The sequence below is a fragment of the Nocardiopsis nanhaiensis genome, from assembly GCF_054778635.1.
This window is the reverse complement of sequence record NZ_BAAGZJ010000044.1, coordinates 13,881-31,703: the sequence shown is the minus strand read 5'-3', so window position 1 is coordinate 31,703 and position 17,823 is coordinate 13,881. Positions and strand designations below refer to the sequence as shown.

Here is a 17,823-nt window from a genome sequence, read left to right as displayed (position 1 = left end):
CGCCTTACCCAAGGGGCGCGTTACCAATCCGAGATCTTTGGATGACTTTTTCGTGACCAACTTCAGGGTCCCTCCGGGCCACCCTCCGAAGGTTCGCCCCTCGCCGCGTCGTAGGCCGCGGCGAAGGCCCGGGCCCGCTTGTGGCCCCTCACCATCAGCGGCAGGGCGACGATGAGGACCACCAGGAAGAAACTGGCGGCCGCGAACACCGACACGGTGAGAAGGGTCCAGCCCTCGCTCGCGTAGCGGAAAAGCCACTGCAGGAACAGCATCGCCACCATCCCGCCGCAGAAGAGGCCGTTGAGGGCGGGGCCCTGGTACCTGCCCTCCATACTCCGGGCAACCAGTGTCCGCGCGATCCGGTCCACCTCCGCGTCGCCCGAGGGCGCACCCGATCCGATCACCTTCCCGGCCGCGCGCACGTCGGCCCGGCTCGCACCCTCGGGGAGGGGGTGCGAGCCCAGGGTCCGGTACAGCGTCGTCTGCAATGTCACGCCCGAGAACGCACCGACCAGCACCGATCCGAGGAAGGCCAGGAAGACCAGGAGATAGAACGGCCGCTCGATGCCGTCGAGCACGAAGGCGAAAGCAGCCACAGTACCCAGGAACACGAACAGGCCCACCGACAGCCCCGCCCAGCGGCCGATCATCCGGGGGTCCTCCCGCAGCCGGATCAACGCTTCGGAGAAGCGGCTACCGGTCTGAGGCGGCTGTTCACTCATGGCCCCTCCCGCCCCGTGCAGGAGAGCCCGCTTCCCCGTCGGGGTGCCCGGCGCCCTCGTCGTAGGCCGCGGCGAAGGCCCGGATCCGTCTGCGCTGCCGGACCGCCAGCGGGTAGAAGACCGCGGTGTAGACGCAGAAGAGGACCGCCAACCCGGCGTACATCACCGCCAGCCAGGTCCAGCCGTCGTTGGCCGTGTACTGAGCCACCACCTGGAGCACGGAAAGCCCCCCGAGCGCCCCGAAGAGGTACAGGATCGCCTTCGGGGACTGGAGCCTGCCTCTCAGGGCCTGCGCCGCGAGGATCCGCGCGATCCGGTCAACTTCGGGGTCGCCGGATGCCTCGCCGGAGCGGAACACCTTCCGGGCAGCACGCACGTCGGCGGGGTCGGCTTCGGCCGGGAGGGGGTTCGAGCGCACAGTGCGCTTGACCATGACCACCATCAGCACCGCGAAGAGGGCACCGCCCAGGGCAGCACCGGGGAGCGCCACGAAGAGGAGGACGGGGAAAGGGAACGGCCGGTCGTCAGCCCCGGCACCGACCCCGACGAAGAGGCCGAGCGCCATACCCAGGAAAAGGAGCAGGCCGAAGAACAACCCCAACCAGGGACCGGCCCGGCGCGGCTCGTTCTGGTTGCGGATTTGCAGGCGGATCAGCGCGTCGGAGAAGCGGCGACCGGTCCGGGGGGTGGAAGCCTGTTCACTCATGGGCCCGCCCTACCCGGACATGACGTTATAAACCCGTGATCTTCACCCGGGGCGGGCCGGTAGCCGGAGGCGGGCGGAGTCGTGCCGGTGTGGCTAGCCGGCCTGGCGCTTGGCCTCCAGGGCCTCCATCGCGGCGATCGCGGTGGCGACGGTCTGGTGGACCGGGACCTGCCGGTGCAGTCCGACCAGGCGGACGACCTTCGTGACGCGTTCGTTGAGTGCCGCCAACGACAGGGATCCGTTCTGCTCGCGAACGGTCCGGTAGGCGTTGATGATGACGTTGAGCCCGCTGGAGTCCATGAAGTCCAGGGCGGACAGGTCCAGGATCAGCCACGGACCGTGGTCCTCGATCGCGGCCGTGATGTGTTCCTGGAGGTCGGCGATGGTCGCGATGTCGAGCTCTCCCTCGATCGCGACGATGACACTGCGGCTTTCAACCCGCGTGCTCAGTCCGAGCCTGTGCACGTTCACTCCTCCCGGCCCCACGTTCTGAAGGTGAGGGGTCCCTCGCTTAACCATACGCAGTCCGACCGGGGACGACCACCGGGTCCGGCTCCACTCCCACAGAGCCGGTCCGGTGAGGGGAAACACGTGCGCGCCCTGGCGGCCTGGTAAGTCGTTGGACACTCACGGTATAAGCGAACCGCCGGTACGGGAATGCCATCAGGCAAGAAATTTTAGCCTCATGGGCGAGAACCACCACACCAAGGACCGGTATAGACCGTTTACCCTGTGTCATTTCACGACATGACGCCCGGTGCTGTCCGTTGTTCCTCAGACGTCCGTGCCGTCACCCTTGACCGGATCACGTTCCGTTCGCCCCCCTCGAACACCGTCACCTTGGGTGAAGGACTCCAACAGTGTGCGCGCGGCGAGAGTGGCCGTGGTGTCGCCCGATCGCACCTGGGCGGCCATCCTCGGGATGAGGTCCGCCACGCCCTCATCCCTCAGGAAGGTATCCATGAGCTGGTCGCCGACCTGGTCCCACATCCAGCTCACCCCTTGTTCGCTGCGGCGCTCGGCGAGGGACCCGTCGCGCTCCAGCACGCGCCGGTGCTCCACCACGGTCTCCCACACCTCGTCCAGCCCGTCCCCGGACAGGCCGCTGCACGTGAGTACAGGCGGCCTCCATTCGGGGTGGACCTGGTGGAGCAGGCGCAGGGCACGGGAGAGCTCCCGGGCAGCCTTGCGGGCGTCTTCGGCGTGCGGCCCGTCGGCCTTGTTCACCGCGACCACGTCCACCAGTTCCAGCACACCCTTCTTGATGCCCTGGAGCTGGTCGCCGGTGCGGGCGAGCGTGAGGAACAGGAAGCAGTCGACCATGTTGGCGACCGTCACCTCGGACTGGCCGACGCCCACGGTCTCCACCAGCACCACGTCGAACCCGGCCGCCTCCATGAGCAGCATGGTCTCCCTGGTCGCCCGGGCCACTCCGCCCAGGGTCCCGGCCGTGGGCGAGGGCCGGATGAAGGCGTCCGGGTCCACCGCGAGGTCGGCCATGCGGGTCTTGTCACCGAGGATGCTGCCGCCGGTGCGGGTGGAGGACGGGTCTACCGCGAGCACCGCCACCCGGTGCCCCATCGAGGTCAGGCGGGTGCCGAGCGCATTGATGAAGGTGGACTTTCCCACCCCGGGCACCCCGGTGATCCCGACCCGGTGGGCTTTGCCGGTGTGCGGGAGCAAGCGCACCAGGAGTTCCTGGGCGGCACGCGCGTGGTCAGGCCGACGCGACTCCACCAAGGTGATCGCCCGGGCAAGGGTGGGACGGTCCCCGGAGAGGACCCCCTCGGCGAGGGCGTCCACGTCCACCGGACGCCTCCTGCGCGCCGCCACGGTCACTCCCCTTCCTGGCCGGGGTCCGGTCGCTCCTCCAGCTGGTCGAGCAGGTCGATCGCGGCCTCCGCGATGACGGTCCCCGGCGGGAAGATCGCGGCGGCTCCGGCCTCGCGCAGCGCCTCGAAGTCACCCGGAGGGACCACGCCTCCGACCACGATCATGATGTCCTCGCGGCCGAGCCCGGCCAACTCCTCGCGCAGAGCGGGCACCAGGGTGAGGTGCCCGGCCGCCAGCGAGGACACCCCGACCACGTGTACGTCGGCCTCCACCGCCTGCACCGCCACCTCCGCCGGGGTCTGGAACAGCGGACCCACATCGACGTCGAAGCCGAGGTCGGCGAAGGCCGTCGCGATGACCTTCTGACCCCGGTCGTGCCCGTCCTGGCCCATCTTCGCCACGAGGATACGGGGGCGGCGGCCCTCCTCCTCGGCGAACTCCTCGACCCTGGCGGTCACCCGGTCCATCAGACCGGCCGCGTCGGCGCTCCCGGAGGCCTCGTCCTTGTACACACCCTGAATCGTACGGATCTGGCCGGAGTGGCGGTTGAAGACCTTCTCCATGGCGTCGGAGATCTCCCCGACCGTGGCCTTGGCCCGGGCGGCGTTCACGGCGGCGGCCAGGAGGTTGTTCGTCAGGCCCTCGTCGGCCTTGGACTCCCCCGCAGCGGCCTCGGTGAGGGCGTCCAAGGCGGCGCGCACCCCGTCTTCGCTGCGATCCGCACGCAGACGGCGCAGCTTGTCCAGCTGCTCGGTGCGCACCTTGGTGTTGTCGACCTTGAGGACGTCGATCTCGTCCGGGGCGTCGGTCCGGTACTTGTTGACCCCGATCACCGGCTGGCGGCCGGAGTCGATACGCGCCTGGGTGCGGGCAGCCGCCTCCTCGATGCGCATCTTGGGCAGTCCGGCGTCGATCGCGGCGGCCATGCCCCCGGCCCTCTCGACCTCCTGGATGTGCTCCCAGGCCTTGTCGGCGAGCTGCTGGGTGAGGCGCTCCACGTAGTAGCTGCCGCCCCAGGGGTCGACGGAGCGAGTGGTGCCGGACTCCTGCTGAAGGAGCAGCTGGGTGTTGCGGGCGATGCGCGCGGAGAAGTCCGTGGGCAGGGCCAGTGCCTCGTCGAGGGCGTTGGTGTGCAGCGACTGGGTGTGCCCCTGGGTGGCGGCCATCGCCTCCACGCAGGTGCGCGCGACGTTGTTGAACACGTCCTGGGCGGTGAGCGACCAGCCGGAGGTCTGCGAGTGCGTGCGCAGGCTCAGCGACTTGTCCTTGGCGGCCCCCAGGTCCTTGACCAGGCGCGCCCAGAGCAGGCGGGCAGCGCGCAGCTTGGCGACCTCCATGAAGAAGTTCATGCCGATCGCCCAGAAGAACGACAGGCGGGGCGCGAACGCGTCCACGTCCAGGCCGGACTTCTGACCGGCCCGGATGTACTCCACCCCGTCGGCCAGGGTGTAGGCCAGCTCCAGGTCGGCCGTGGCACCGGCCTCCTGCATGTGGTAGCCGGAGATGGAGATGGAGTTGAACCGCGGCATCCGCTGCGAGGTGTACGCGAAGATGTCGGAGATGATCCGCATCGACGGGTGCGGCGGGTAGATGTAGGTGTTGCGGACCATGAACTCCTTGAGGATGTCGTTCTGGATGGTCCCCGACAGCTTCTCGGGGGACACACCCTGCTCCTCGGCGGCGACGATGTACAGCGCCAGGACGGGCAGCACCGCACCGTTCATGGTCATGGACACGCTCATCCTGTCCAACGGGATGCCGTCGAACAGCTGGCGCATGTCGTAGATGGAGTCGATGGCCACTCCGGCCATACCCACGTCACCGCCCACCCGGGGGTGATCGGAGTCGTAGCCGCGGTGGGTGGCCAGGTCGAACGCGACCGAGAGGCCCTTCTGGCCCGCGGCGAGGTTGCGGCGGTAGAAGGCGTTGGACTCCTCAGCGGTGGAGAAACCCGCGTACTGGCGGATGGTCCACGGCTGGTTGACGTACATGGTCGGGTAGGGCCCGCGCAGGTAGGGCGGGATACCCGGAAGCCCGTCGGTGAAGTCGAGGCCCGCACGGTCGGCTGGCGTGTAGAGCGGCTTGACCCCGATTCCCTCGGGGGTCTCCCACTCCAAGGCATCAGCGGCCTTGCCGGTCGTGTCCTCCAGGGCGCGCTGCCAGTCGGCCTCGCCCTCGGCCGCGCCGGTGAAGGCGGGTAGCCGGGGGTCGACGTCGGAGAAGTCGGGGATCATGCGCTCGCCCCCTGGGCGTTGTCTCTGCTTGCTGTCGGGGCCGGAGGGTCGGTGAGCACCACGTCGAGCAGGTCGGTGAGCAGGGCCACGGCGTCGCAGCCCCGGTGGGCGAAGGAGTCCACACCGGCCTCGCGGTAGGCGTCCCGAGGGGACCCGGCCAGGAGGACACGGCGGGCACCGGCCCCCTTGAGCGCGCGGGCGACGCTCTCGGCGTGCTCGGCGTAGAGCTGGTCCGTGGAACAGATCACCGCGGCACGGCTGCCGGAGTCGGCGAAGGCCTGGGCGGCTGCCCGGGCGTCGTCGAGCGGTCCCGGCTCGTCGACCGCGATACCTCCGGCGGCGAGGAGGTTCGTGGCGAAGGAGGCCCGCGCGGTATGCGCGGCGACCGGGCCGAGGGTGGCCAGGAAGGCTGTGGGCCGCTGACCCGCCTCCCCGGTCCGGGTGTCGGAGCGGTCGCGCATGGCCTCGAAGTCCTGCGCGTACCGGCGGACCGGGAAGCCCTCGGGGACGGGCGCCGCCGGGCGGGCCGGATCAGGTTCGCGGACGAGCGGCTTCTCGTCCGGGTCCGGGTACTCGCTGACACCGGTGAGCGGGGCCCTGCGGCGGGCCAAGTCGTCGCGGCGCAGCTCCCACACCCGGTCCACCGCCGTGCGCAGTTCACCGTGCTCGATCGCCGCCGCGATCCCCCCGGCGCGCTCCAACTCCTGGAAGAAGCCCCACCCGGCACGGTAGAGGTCGATGGTGAGGGCCTCCACGTAGAAGGAACCGCCCGCCGGGTCGATGACCTGGGCCAGGTGGGACTCCTCGATGAGCAGCGACTGGGTGTTGCGGGCGATGCGTCGGGCGAAGTCGTCGGACAGGCCAACCGCGGAGTCGAAGGGCGCGACGGTGACCGCGTCGGCGCCGCCCACCCCGGCGGCGAAGCAGGCCACGGTCGTGCGGAGCATGTTCACGTGCGGGTCGCGGCGGGTGAGCATCGCCTCCGACGCGGTGGCGTGCAGGCGCATGGCCCGCTGGTCCGCGGGCAGGCCCGAAGCCTCCAGCACCTGGTTCCACATGGCGCGGACCGCGCGGAGCTTGGCGATGACCGAGAACTGGTCGGCGTTGGCGGCCAGGCGGAACTCGATCCGGCCGGCGGCGTCGGCCAGTTCCAGTCCCGCCTCGGTGAGCGCGCGCAGGTAGGCGGTTCCGGCGGCGATCGCGGACCCGATCTCCTGGGCCTCGGAGCCGCCCGCGTTGTGCACGAGCGTGCCGTCGGCGATGAACAGGCCGAGCTTGGGGTAGGTGGCGGCTTTCTCGGCGGCGAACCGCGCCGGGCCGGCCACGTCGGGGCGTTCACCGGCCAGGGCTGCCGTGCTGAGGGGGTCCAGGCCCAGGTGGGAGATGACCCGGGCGTTGGGGACGTCGGCGTCGGCGTGCGCGGTGAGCAGCGCGGTCGCGGCATCCAAGGCGGTCTGACCCGACGCGGAGAGCACGACGGGGGCGAGGTCGAGGTAGACGTCGGTGAGCGCCTCGCCGAGCTTGTCGGCCGGCACGCCTCCACCGCCCGCAACGGACGCCTCCGGCGCAGGGGCCCCTCCCACGCTGACCCACAGCGAACTGACGCCGTTCATCAGGTCGTTGTGCATCCGGCGGCGGAGGGTCTCCGGGTCCGCGTCGGTGTGCCGGGCACGGATGTCCCAGCCCTCGGTGACTCCCCCGCCCGGCCGGTAGCCGCGGGTGAAGGGGGCCAGGCCCGGGTAGCCGGGATCGCCCGCGGGCGGGGCGGATGTGTAGAGGGGCTCGATGTCGAACCCGTCGTAGGCGTGGGTGGCCAGCACGGATTCGGGGGCGTCGGCGAGGCGGTCCTCAGCGACACCGCTCTTGCGCAGCACTCCCGCGACGAGTTCGCGCCACCGTTCAGGTGTGGCCGCCGGGAAGCCTTCGGCCAGGTTGGGCGCCGGTGTACCGGCTGCCCCTCTCTCAGGGACGTCCATACTCCGAGATGGTAGAGAACCGGGTTCGGTTCCGGTGAGCCGGGGTGTGGTGCCCGGCACAGAAGCGCGCTCCACCGCTCTGAACAGCGGGGATTCCCCGCCGCCCCGGCACACCACTACCCCCAAGGCTATGACATGGGACACAGATACGCGGATCGGCGAACCACTTCGGAGGGTCCCGCAACGTAGGGGACGAACGTCGCAGCAAGACACAGACAGGACACCCGGAATGCTGAACTCCGCTCGTAGACACCGCCTGGCTCTTGGCGTGGCCGCCGCAGGCTCGGCCCTGGCCCTCGCCGCCTGCGGTGCCGACGACCCCCAGCCCACGGAGCAGGACACTGCCGCCGAGGAGGCCGAGGACGGCGAAGAAGAGGATGCGGACGGCGCTGCCGACGGCGGCGACTTCAACCAGGGCCCCATCCCGGACGAGGCACCCGAGGCGGACGAGGCCGACCTGCCCGACGAGCCCGCGGACGACGCCCCGCTGAGTGAGCGCCTGGGCTGGGACGCGATCGAGACCGTGTCGTCCTTCGCGAAGGTCGGCGACCCCGACGCCACCGCCGACTGCCCCGACATCGAGGGTGAGGAGGGTGAGACCGCCACCTGCACCATCACCTACCTGGGCGAGGAGCTCGAGTACTCCCTGGAGATCGAGGGCGGCGGCATCCTCGTCACCTACGACTGGGAACTGTCGGAGGCCCCGCTGCAGCGCGAGGCCGTCGAGGACACCCTCCGCGTGCGCGCCGAGACCGAGGACGTGCGCTGCGACATGGACGACGTCCTCATGATCGTCCCGGGCGCCGACGACGTCGCGACCTGCGAGGCGCGGGACGAGGACCGCGTGCGCGACTACAGCGTGAGCATCGGCAACACCGGGACCCTCAGCGTCTACGAGGTCTAGGGCATGTTCAGCGGACACATACCCTGCTGCGCGTCGCCCCAGCGGCACTGTCACCGCGCATCTCTCAGTCGACAGCCGAACCCGGGCGGGCCCCCGCTGTGCGATGCTGCCGAGCTTGCGAGGCAGCGCACAGCAGGGGAACTCCTTCTTCGGCCTTGTGCCAGCACCACTGGACACTCCCACCCGTCGCCCGCCACCACCCTCAACGGACGCCTACGGCGCAGCACCCCCGTTCGTCGCCCGCCACCACCCTCAACGGACGCCTACGGCGCAGCACCCCCGTTCGTCGCCCGCCACCACCCTCAACGGACGCCTACGGCGCAGCACCTTCGCGACGGGCAGCATCCACCGAACACGCCCTAAGCCCTGGCCACGCCTTTCGGGTCTTTCGGGTCTTGCCGGTCCCGTACCGCCTTCGCCCCCAACGGAAACGTTGGCGCGCGACGGTACGGGTCCGGCTCAGCCGCAGTTGGTCCCGTTGCGCACGACCCACTCGTTGCCGATCACACCGCCCCAGTCCACGCACTGGCCGGCGGCCTCCAGGTAGATCGGCCCCGCGTACATGGTCCAGTCCCCAGGGTCGGTCTGCCAGGACGTTTCGTCGCTGCGCTTGAGGACGGCGTCCATGTTCATGGCGTCGCCGGGGTCGGCGCGGACGACCATCACGCAGTTGCGGCCGTTGGAGTTGTTGTAGGTCAGGTAGATGGTGCCCCCGCCGATGTCGGCGCTGTTGACCACGTTGTACCCGTCGCCGCACACGCCGTTGTAGGGCGCCGCCGAGGCCGGGGCCGTGTGCGCGAGAACCGAGATCAGGGCGATGCTGAGCCCGCAGGAGACCCAGCGGGTGAGGGACTTCGACACTTCTCTCCTCCTACCAGGGCGGGGTTCCGGTGCCGCTGGTCTGGTGGTGCTCCACGAGTCGGGTGATGGTGTAGGTGCCGTCGGCGCCCTCCGTGTACGTGACCTCGGCCGAGATCGTGCGGCTTCCGCTGTTGACGTAGCCGGTCAGCGTGGACGGGCTGGAAGGCACCGAACCCGCGTCGCCGTTGCCCACGGCCCCTCCCTCGCCCTGGCAGAAGCTCCACGCGCACAACACCGTCGCGTCGTCCACCACGCCGTACTTGCCGGAGCCGTTGGCCGGCTGAAAGGCCACGACGTGGTTGCCCGAGGGGCTGGAGCCCCCTGCGCTCACCCCGGCCCCGACCGTGGCCATCGTGGTGACGGGCTCTCCGTCCTCATCCGAACCGCCACCGCCGTCGTCGCTGTCGGCCTCGGCCCCCGAGTCCTCTTCCTCCTCTGAGGGCTCCTCGGAGGGTTCCTCCGAGGGCCCCTCCAAGGTGTCGGCGTCGGCGTGATCGGGGTCCGTTCCACCGCCGCCGTCGGAGGAACCCTCGTCGTCGGGCCCGTCGGCGCCGAACCAGGCGGCGATCGGCAGGGTGTCCCAGTTGGTGGCGACCGCGGCACCGCCCGCCCCCGCCAGCAGCAGCAAGGTGGCGGCCGCGGCGGCCGCGGCCGCCCTCCGGCGGCCCTTCCGGCGGCCCTTCCGGCGGCCCTTCCCGCCGTCCCGATCGGGCACCTCCACTGTGCGTTCGTCGGGGGTGCGCACCCCGTGCCAGGTGGCCTGGAGGGTCTCGGACACCGCCGATCCGACTGCCTCCGGGCCCGCGATCGGGCCGATCGGACGCCCCAGGTTGAGCAACTGCATCACACCGATCACCAGCGCCATCGCGGTGGGCCGCTGGGCCGCGTCCTTGGACAGGGCTCTGCGGGCGAGTTCGGCGAGGGGGCCGTCGAAGCCCTCCATGTCGGGTGCACCGCTCATCACTCGGTGGGCGACGGCCGAGGGGTCGCCGCCGCCGAACGGAGGGCGTCCGGTGGCGGCGTAGGTGACGAGGGCGCCCCAAGCGAAGATGTCGTCGGCCGTACTGATGGGCTCGCCACGGTAGTGGGCGGGGCTGATCCATCCGGAGGATCCGAGCACCGAACCGGTCCGGGTGAGCGCGGTCTGGTCCAGGGCGCGGGCGATACCGAAGTCCAGTACCCGGGGCCCGTCCGGGGAGACCACGATGTTCGCGGGTTTGAGGTCCCGGTGGACCACCCCGGCCGCGTGGATCTGCGCGAGCGCCTCGGCGATGCCCGCCGCGAGCCCGTGCAGGAGGCCGGACGGCAGCGGACCGCGGTTCTCGCGCAGGTAGGCGTTGAGGGTGAGGCCGCGCACCAGCGGGGTGGCCAGCCAGGGATGGGCGCCTTCGGTGTCGGCCTCCAGGAGCGGCACCGCACACGCACCGCCCACCCGGCCGAGCATGTCGACCTCACGGGCGAAGCGCCCCCGGAAGTCGGGGTCGGCGGCGAACTCGGGATGGATCACCTTGACCGCGACCAGGGTGCCGTCCTTGGCCTGGGCGGCATACACGACGCCCATGCCTCCGGCACCCAGGCGGTTGAGCGTCTGGTAGGGACCGATCTCGGAGGGGTCGGCGGGGATGAGGTCGGTGGCAGTGGCCGGCAGGAGGGCCGAGGTCCGGGCAGGGCTCATGGGGCTCAAGTGGGGTGGGGTGTCGGTAGGGGGCGCTGGGGCGGAACGCCACTCGCGGGGTGCGCCAGAACATGCATCCTAGCCGCCCGGAACCGACCTCCCTCGGAAAATCATGCCGCTCTGGCGGTCAGCACACCTCTGTGGCCGGAACCGGCCATGTCCCGGTCAGCTGGCGTCCTCGGTGGGCTCGTCCTCCGAGCCGTCCCCGTCCTCGTCCTCGGAGCCGTCGGCGGGATCGTCCTCGGTGTCCGTGCCGGGTTCGGGGCCGATGACGAACCGCTGGCGGTCCTGGACGAGGATGGCGTGTCCGGTATCCGTGATCGCCTCCACGTACGCGGAGAGGTCGTCGCCGACCACGTCCATGGTCTCGGCGTCCAGCACCAGCTGTTCGTCCTCGTCCTCGTCCTCGTTGGAGCGCGCGTCACCGTAGACCAGGCCTCCGTGGGCGAAGGCCGGTGAGAGGGAGTCGTCCTCGTCCTCGAGGCCCCAGCGGACCTCGCCCTCCACCAGGTCGACGGCGGCCATGGTGGCCTCCCCGCTGGCCTGGGGCAGCAGCAGGGTGCCGGTTTCGCTGTCGTAGAGGCTTCCCGGGACGCCCGCCTCGTCGAAGTACGGCGAGACCGGGTTGGTTCCCGACTCCTCAAGGGTCCACAGCAGCTCGCCGTCGACGGCGTCGTGTCCGGAGAGGAAGGACGTCGCCTCGGGCTGGGCCCAGCGCAGCAGGACGACCTCCGAGTCGCCTTCACGGTCCTCAGCGCCCTGAGCGTCCTCCGCGTCCTCGTCTTCCTCGGTGCCCTCGTCGTCAGCGGTCCCGTTGTCGCCTTCCTCGTCCCCGTCCTCCGCGTCGTCCTCCTCGGGCACCGGGGTCCCGAAGATCCCGAGAACCTGCGGTACGGGGACCGGCGCCGTCGCGGGCAGGCCCAGTTCCTCGTCGTCGACCGTCACCGACCAGAGGTACTCCCCAGCGGAGTCGGGGTCCAGCGAGTGGGCGTGCAGAGTGGAGTCGCCGGGGTCGAGCAGGAGCGTGTCGCCCCAGACGGCGACCGGTACGCCGAAGCGCTCGGAGCGGTCATCGCCCTCCTCGTCTTCGGCACCCTCGTCCGCGGATCCCTCTCCGGTCTCGTCGTCGGTGTCCTCGTCGTCCGCCGCCTCGTCGTCCTCGTCCGTGTCCTCGGGCTCGGACTCGAACGTGTAGGACCACAGTTCTTCCCCGTCGGTGTCCAGCACCGCGTACTCGCCGTCGGGTTCCTCGGCGCTCCACTCGGCCGGGCGGCGCACCGCCACCCCGTCAAGGTAGGCGTCGCCGGGCTCCGCGGGCTCCCAGAGAAGCTCGCCCTCGGAGTCGAGCACGAACGGATTGTCCTCGCCGTCCGCGAGGAGCAGGACGGACTCGCCTTCGGAGTCCACGTCGAAACCGCGGAAGCGCGCCTCGCCCTCCCAGAGGGCCTCCCCCGTGGCCGCGTCGTGCAGCAGGTGGCTGTCCTCGCCCCCCGAGCTGATCAAGAAGGAGCCGCCCACGGGGCTGATCCGCACACCCAGGGGGTCGTCGAGGATTTCGTGGACCTCGGCGTCGTCACCGTGCAGGTAGCGCAGGGCGTCGCCCTCGATCCCCGGGGGCAGGTCCCCCTCGAACTCGGTGGGGACCGGGGCGGCCTCTTCCTCTGGACCGGGTTCGGGCGGTTCCGGATCGCCTGTACACCCGACGACCAGCAGCGCCGCGAGACCACAGGTCAGGGCCTGGGGCACTCGTGTGCTGCGCATGGACGGTCTCTCCCCACGAAACGATGACGTTTACGGCAAATCCTAAGCCGGGGAACGGCCAAGTGGATACACACCCCGATCGCGCGGTACGTCCGACCGAACCGGCGCTCCCGGGGGTCAGGACTCGGTGTCGGGCTCGACCTCGACGACTGTGCTGCCCCTCACCTCGAGGTCCGCCTTGCCGCCGGTCAGTTCGGCCAGCCGGACCCCGAAGTCCGCGAGCGCGTCCTCGGGCAGGGCCACCTCGATGCGCACCCGCTCCTCGTAGGAGACGTCCCGGACCGTGATCGGGGAGTCGCGCAGGTCGCTCTCCAACCGCCCGCCGAGGACGTAGTCGGCGAACACGTCCACCACGAGCAGTCGGCGGCGCTCCAGCAGGCCGAACTCCTCCACCGCCGCGGAAACGGCGTTGCCGTAGGCGCGGATGAGCCCGCCCGCGCCGAGTTTGGTCCCGCCGAAGTAACGGGTGACGACGGCGACGGTGTCGGTGATCCGCCGGTGGCGCAGTACCTCCAGCATGGGCACCCCTGCGGTCCCGCCGGGTTCACCGTCGTCGCTGGACCTCTTGACGCCGCCGTCCTCGCCCAGCACGTAGGCGGTGCAGTTGTGGCTGGCGCTCCAGTGCTCCTTGCGCCGCTCCGCGATGAACTCACGGGCGGCGTCCTCGCTGTCCACCCTGGCCAGGGCACAGATGAAGCGGGACTTCTTGATCTCGATCTCGTGTTCGCCGCCGGATCTGATCGTTCTCATATCGCCTGTTCAGGAGGGGCCGTGGTGGACCGCACCAGTCTGCCATCCCGTGGGCCGCGCCCCTCGAGGGAGCACAATGGGGGGATGATGGACGACTCCTCGATCGACGCCGCCCGGGTCCTCGGCGACCCCCTGCGGCGCAGGCTGTACGAGCACGTCGCGGGCTCGGGGACGGAGGTCGGCCGGGGTGAGGCCGCCGAGGCGCTCGGGATACAGCGCACCCTGGCCGCGCACCACTTGGACCGGTTGGCGGACGCGGGCCTCCTGGACGTGGTCCGGCGCAAGGTGAGCGGCCGGGAGGGGCCGGGTTCGGGGCGGCCGGCCAAGCTGTACCGGCGTTCGGAGCGGGAGGTCTCACTGCAGTTGCCGCCGCGCGACTACGAGCTGGCGGCACGGGTGCTGGCCGAAGCGGTCGAGCGGCACGGCGCCGAGGAGTCGCTGCACGCCGCTGCCGAGGAGGAAGGTCGTCGGATCGGCGCGGCGGCCGGAGCGGGTTCGGTGGTGGACCTGCTGCGCGAGCGGGGCTACGAGCCGGAGCCGGACGGCGGCCCGGAGACCGGCCGCACTGACGGCAGCCCGCACAGCGGGGGGATCCGGCTGCGGAACTGCCCTTTCCACGCGCTGGCCGGGGAGTTCCCGCCGCTGGCCTGCGGGCTCAACCTGGAGCTGCTCCGGGGGATGCTGGCCGCCCACGCGGAGGGGCAGGACCGGGACGCGCCGCGGACCCGGCTGGCCCCGGAGAAGGGTCGGTGCTGCGTCCTCATTTTCCAAAAATAATGATCGTTGACTTAGAAGCGCGGGCCATGGTGTCCTGTTTCCCATGAGCCATCCCTCCCACCACCTCGCGCAGATCAACGTCGGCATACTCAAAGCCCCCTTGGACACCCCCGAGATGTCGGGTTTCACCGACCAGCTCGACCCGATCAACGCCCTGGCGGACCGGTCGCCCGGCTTCGTCTGGCGGCTCGTCGGCGACGGGGAGGGCGACGCGACCGGACTGCGGCCGTTCGGCGACGACATCCTGGTGAACTTCTCGGTGTGGGAGGACGTGGCGTCACTGTGGGACTTCACCTACCGCACCGAGCACCTGGAGCTGCTGCGCCAGCGCAGGAGCTGGTTCGAGAGGTTCTCCGCCGCACACCTCGCGCTGTGGTGGATCCCTGCTGGTACGGTCCCCACACTGGAGGAGGGCGGAGAGCGCCTGGAAACCCTGCGCGAGAAGGGACCGACGCCAGCGGCGTTCACCCTCAGGAGTGCCTTCGACCCTCCAGCCACGCTGCAGCCACCGCGCTTGTAGTTATCTGATCGACACCTTGGGTAACGTTGCGGGCATCCAACGCGCCGATTACCCGGGAGTCCCGACATGCGCACCACCACACCCACCGTCGGTCTGGCCCTGACCGCTCTCCTCGCCGCCGGCTGCGCACAGGGGGACCCCGCGACCACCGACGGATCAGCCGCCACCGACGGCCCCGCAGCGGACCCCACCGCGTCCCCGAGCGTGACCGTCTCGACCTTCCTCCCTCCCGGGGAGGACGCCCTCGCGGTCACCTACGACGAGACCGCCGTGCCCGAGGGCGCCACCGCGGACGTCCAAGTCCGCGTCGAGGACGAGTCCACGTTCGTGCAGTTCACCGGGACCGACCTGGAGGCGGACCGCGACTTCGGCGCCCACGTGCACACCCAGCCCTGCGGCGACGACCCGGACGACTCGGGGCCGCACTACCAGCACGAGGTCGACCCCGAGGCGGAGGAGGACGACCCCTCCACCGACCCCGACTACGCCAACCCCGAGAACGAGGTCTGGCTCGACTTCACGACGGACGACAGCGGTAAGGCAGCCGTGGACTCGACCGTCGACTGGGAGTTCCGCGAGGGCGAGGCGCGGTCCCTCGTCCTGCACGAGGAGCACACAGCCACCCACGAGGGCCACGCGGGCACCGCGGGCGACCGCCTCGCCTGTGTGACCGTGGAGTTCTGACCCGCTTCGGACCGGGGATCACCTGAGGCAGCCCTGAGGCAGCCCGGTCAGGCTTCCTCCGCGCTCGCCGGGGCGGTGAGCGAAGCCAGGTACTGCGTCCTGGTGATCTCCAGCGCCTGGGCGACGTACCGTCGCGTGATCTCGTCGAGTTCCTCGCGGCGGTCGGCGCCGGCAGAGGGCGCCAGGGCGCGGCAGATGGTGTCGGCGCACAGGTCGGCGACGCGCTCCTCGGAGGGCAAGCGGTCCTCCGGCGTCGTGGGCCGCGCCGCTACGTAGCCGTAGAAGACGGCCGTGAAGGAGTACACCAGTTCCTCAGTGGGCACGTCGTCGCGGACCAGCCCGCTGGCGCGAAGCTCCTCTAGGTAGGCAAGGAAACTCTGCGCCCTCTCCGAGGCACTCCATTCGTCCTTGCGGCGGTCCGCGAGACGGCCCAGTGTGCTCTGGTCCCCCAGCATGAGCGCGGTCAGCAGCGGCCGGCTGTGGAACATCCGAACGAAGAGTCGGACCAGGCCGTAGAGGCTGGCCTGGTCCGGATCGCGGCGGAACGCGTCCTCGACGTCGGTCAGTATCCCCAGGCGCTCGCGCCGCAGCAAGGAGGCGAAGAGCGCGTCGCGGTTGCGCCAGTGCAGGAAGAGCGTTCCCTTGCTGACCTGGGAGTTACGGGCGATGTCGTCCAAGGTGGTCTTGCGGTACCCCCAGCGCAGCACCAACTCCTTGGTCACGTCGAGGATGTGCTCGGCGCGCTCTTCGCGCCGTTCTCTCGTGCGCTGCTCACGCGACTTCCGCTGCTCCATGGTCATGCCCTCCACGCTAGCCATCCCGGGACATGGTCGAGCGCAGCCGCGTCCCCCGCATCACGAGCACCGCGACCGCCGCTGCCGCGCTCAGACCGGCCGCGGTGAGGAAAACGCCCTGCATACCCTGCGAAAGCGCTTCGTGGACGATGTCGCGCACACCGGGAGGCAGCGCACGAACCTCCTCGGGGGCGCCGAGCTCCAGCTCGGACGCGATGCGTGCGGGCAGCGCGACACCCTCCGCGGCGGCCAGTCCGCTCTGGAGGCGGTGGGTGAAGACCGCGCCGAGCACGGCGACCCCCAGCGCGCCGCCGAGGGACCGGAAGAAGGACACAGCCGCGGTCGCCGCCGCGGTGTCGGCCGGGTCGACCTCGTTCTGTGCCGCCAGGGTCAGGATCTGCATCACCATTCCCAGGCCGCAGCCGACCAGCGCGACTCCTGAGCCGAGCAGGACCAGCCCGCGCGGGTCGGTGGAGAGCCCGGCGAGCAGGAGGAAGGCGAGCAGGAGCAGCACCGTTCCCAGGGCCGGGTAGGGCTTCCAGCGTCCGGTACGGGCTGTCAGCAGCCCCGTCGCGGTGAGCGAGGCCATGAGGCCGACCAGCAGCGGGACCATCATCAGCCCCGAAGCCGTGGGCCCGAGGCCCGCCACCAGCTGCAGGTACTGCGGCAGGTAGATCATCGCCCCGTACATCGCCGCACCCACCAAGGCGGAGGCCGCGATGGCCGACACGATGGTGCGTCGGCCGAAGAGCCACGGCGGCATTATCGGTGCTGTGGCGCGCCGCTGCGTGTACACGGCCAGCGCCGTGAGGACCAGGGTCAGCGCGCCGAGGCCCCAGCTCCAACCGGACGTCCAGGCGAACTCGGTACCGGCCAGCGTGAGCAGCAGCATCACGGACGTGGCGGCGCCGGTGACGGCGGCCGCACCGGACCAGTCGAACACGGCCGGCTTCCGGGGCACCGTATCCGACGGCAGGAAACGTCCGCTGAGGACAAGGGTGACCGCACCCACCGGCACGTTGATCAGGAAGCACCACCGCCACCCCGTGTCGCCCAGGCCCACCAGGGCGCCGCCGAGCACCGGCCCGGACACCAGGGGCACCAGCAGGGCGGCGCCGAGGAGACCGTTGTAGCGTCCCCGTTCCCGCGGCGGCAGTACGTCGGCCAGCAGGATCTGGGCCAGCACCATGAGGCCGCCGGCCCCCACCCCCTGCAACGCTCGGGCGGCGATGAGCGCGGGCATGTTCGGCGCCAGGCCGGCGAGCAGGGCCGCCGCGGTGAAGAGCAGGACGGCCGCCATGAAGGGCCGCCTGCGCCCGAAGCGGTCGGACAGCGCCGCCCACAGCGGTGTGGCCACCGTCAGGGCGAGCAGGGTTGCGCTGGCCACCCAGGGGAGAAGGTCGATCCTGCCGAGGTCCCCGACGATGGTCGGCATGGCCGGACCGACGATAGAGCTGGTCAGAGCGGCCATCGCTGTTCCCAGCACGATGGCGGTCAGGACCGGCCGCAGACGCGGCGGCCCTGCCGCTTCCACCTGGTCGGTCATCTCCCACACCCTTCCGGACCGGGGCACTCAGGACACCGCACGGGCCCCGGTCGTTCACCACACCGACATCTACTATTGAC

The 17,823-nt window shown here is 70.7% G+C and carries 16 protein-coding genes; 4 read left to right on the top strand and 12 right to left on the bottom strand.

What is annotated here, in order from left to right; genetic code table 11:
- Positions 1-62 precede the first annotated feature (62 nt).
- The 6 genes from ACYVD1_RS20595 to ACYVD1_RS20570 form a co-directional block, all read right to left on the bottom strand.
- Entirely contained in the window at positions 63-722 is a 660-nt protein-coding gene (locus ACYVD1_RS20595; protein WP_460775275.1) for a hypothetical protein, read from the bottom strand.
- Positions 715-1,428 (bottom strand): hypothetical protein, encoded by a 714-nt coding sequence (locus ACYVD1_RS20590; RefSeq protein WP_460775274.1) that lies wholly within the window; start codon positions 1,426-1,428, stop codon positions 715-717. Before ACYVD1_RS20590 ends, ACYVD1_RS20595 begins: the two co-directional genes overlap by 8 nt.
- A gap of 93 nt (positions 1,429-1,521) precedes the next feature.
- Positions 1,522-1,893, bottom strand: a complete 372-nt coding sequence (locus ACYVD1_RS20585) for an STAS domain-containing protein (protein WP_460775273.1) — start codon at positions 1,891-1,893, stop codon at positions 1,522-1,524.
- Between the two features lie 309 nt (positions 1,894-2,202).
- A complete protein-coding gene (gene meaB, locus ACYVD1_RS20580; protein ID WP_460775271.1) occupies positions 2,203-3,267 on the bottom strand; it encodes a methylmalonyl Co-A mutase-associated GTPase MeaB in 1,065 nt (354 codons plus the stop codon).
- The gene (gene scpA / locus ACYVD1_RS20575; RefSeq protein WP_460775268.1) at positions 3,264-5,495 is read right to left on the bottom strand and encodes a methylmalonyl-CoA mutase; all 2,232 of its coding nucleotides are present in this window, start codon (positions 5,493-5,495) and stop codon (positions 3,264-3,266) included. The genes meaB and scpA overlap by 4 nt, the downstream gene beginning before the upstream one ends.
- On the bottom strand, positions 5,492-7,471 hold the full coding sequence (locus ACYVD1_RS20570; RefSeq protein WP_460775264.1) for a methylmalonyl-CoA mutase family protein: 1,980 nt from the start codon (positions 7,469-7,471) through the stop codon (positions 5,492-5,494). Before ACYVD1_RS20570 ends, scpA begins: the two co-directional genes overlap by 4 nt.
- A 229-nt stretch (positions 7,472-7,700) precedes the next feature.
- Here ACYVD1_RS20570 and ACYVD1_RS20565 point away from each other — a divergent pair, with 229 nt between their 5' ends.
- Positions 7,701-8,375 (top strand): hypothetical protein, encoded by a 675-nt coding sequence (locus ACYVD1_RS20565; RefSeq protein WP_460775261.1) that lies wholly within the window; start codon positions 7,701-7,703, stop codon positions 8,373-8,375.
- A 459-nt stretch (positions 8,376-8,834) separates the two neighbouring features.
- Here ACYVD1_RS20565 and ACYVD1_RS20560 read toward each other — a convergent pair whose 3' ends face one another.
- The 4 genes from ACYVD1_RS20560 to ACYVD1_RS20545 all read right to left on the bottom strand — a co-directional run bounded on the left by ACYVD1_RS20560 (position 8,835) and on the right by ACYVD1_RS20545 (position 13,422).
- Positions 8,835-9,236: a spore-associated protein A gene (locus ACYVD1_RS20560; protein WP_460775257.1), complete on the bottom strand. Its 402-nt coding sequence runs from the start codon at positions 9,234-9,236 to the stop codon at positions 8,835-8,837.
- Between the two features lie 10 nt (positions 9,237-9,246).
- Positions 9,247-10,911, bottom strand: coding sequence for a serine/threonine-protein kinase (locus ACYVD1_RS20555; protein WP_460775253.1), 1,665 nt, complete (start codon positions 10,909-10,911; stop codon positions 9,247-9,249).
- 165 nt (positions 10,912-11,076) lie between these two features.
- Positions 11,077-12,672, bottom strand: a complete 1,596-nt coding sequence (locus tag ACYVD1_RS20550) for an outer membrane protein assembly factor BamB family protein (RefSeq protein ID WP_460757666.1) — start codon at positions 12,670-12,672, stop codon at positions 11,077-11,079.
- 117 nt (positions 12,673-12,789) lie between these two features.
- On the bottom strand, positions 12,790-13,422 hold the full coding sequence (locus ACYVD1_RS20545) for a YigZ family protein (protein WP_460775250.1): 633 nt from the start codon (positions 13,420-13,422) through the stop codon (positions 12,790-12,792).
- An 84-nt stretch (positions 13,423-13,506) separates the two neighbouring features.
- On the opposite strand from ACYVD1_RS20545, the gene ACYVD1_RS20540 reads away from it, so the two are divergent.
- The 3 genes from ACYVD1_RS20540 to ACYVD1_RS20530 all read left to right on the top strand — a co-directional run bounded on the left by ACYVD1_RS20540 (position 13,507) and on the right by ACYVD1_RS20530 (position 15,403).
- The gene (locus ACYVD1_RS20540) at positions 13,507-14,199 is read left to right on the top strand and encodes a helix-turn-helix transcriptional regulator (RefSeq protein ID WP_460757658.1); all 693 of its coding nucleotides are present in this window, start codon (positions 13,507-13,509) and stop codon (positions 14,197-14,199) included.
- A gap of 43 nt (positions 14,200-14,242) precedes the next feature.
- Complete coding sequence (locus ACYVD1_RS20535) at positions 14,243-14,719, top strand: DUF3291 domain-containing protein (RefSeq protein WP_460757653.1); 477 nt, start codon at positions 14,243-14,245, stop codon at positions 14,717-14,719.
- Positions 14,720-14,785: 66 nt separating this feature from the next.
- Complete coding sequence (locus ACYVD1_RS20530; RefSeq protein WP_460775247.1) at positions 14,786-15,403, top strand: superoxide dismutase family protein; 618 nt, start codon at positions 14,786-14,788, stop codon at positions 15,401-15,403.
- A 47-nt stretch (positions 15,404-15,450) separates the two neighbouring features.
- On the opposite strand, the gene ACYVD1_RS20525 is transcribed toward ACYVD1_RS20530, so the two are convergent.
- Both ACYVD1_RS20525 and ACYVD1_RS20520 read right to left on the bottom strand, forming a co-directional pair.
- Complete coding sequence (locus ACYVD1_RS20525; RefSeq protein WP_460775244.1) at positions 15,451-16,203, bottom strand: TetR/AcrR family transcriptional regulator; 753 nt, start codon at positions 16,201-16,203, stop codon at positions 15,451-15,453.
- Between the two features lie 10 nt (positions 16,204-16,213).
- Positions 16,214-17,743 carry an MFS transporter gene (locus ACYVD1_RS20520; protein ID WP_460757640.1) on the bottom strand — a complete coding sequence of 510 codons (1,530 nt, stop codon included), beginning with the start codon at positions 17,741-17,743 and terminating at the stop codon, positions 16,214-16,216.
- Positions 17,744-17,823: the final 80 nt, after the last annotated feature.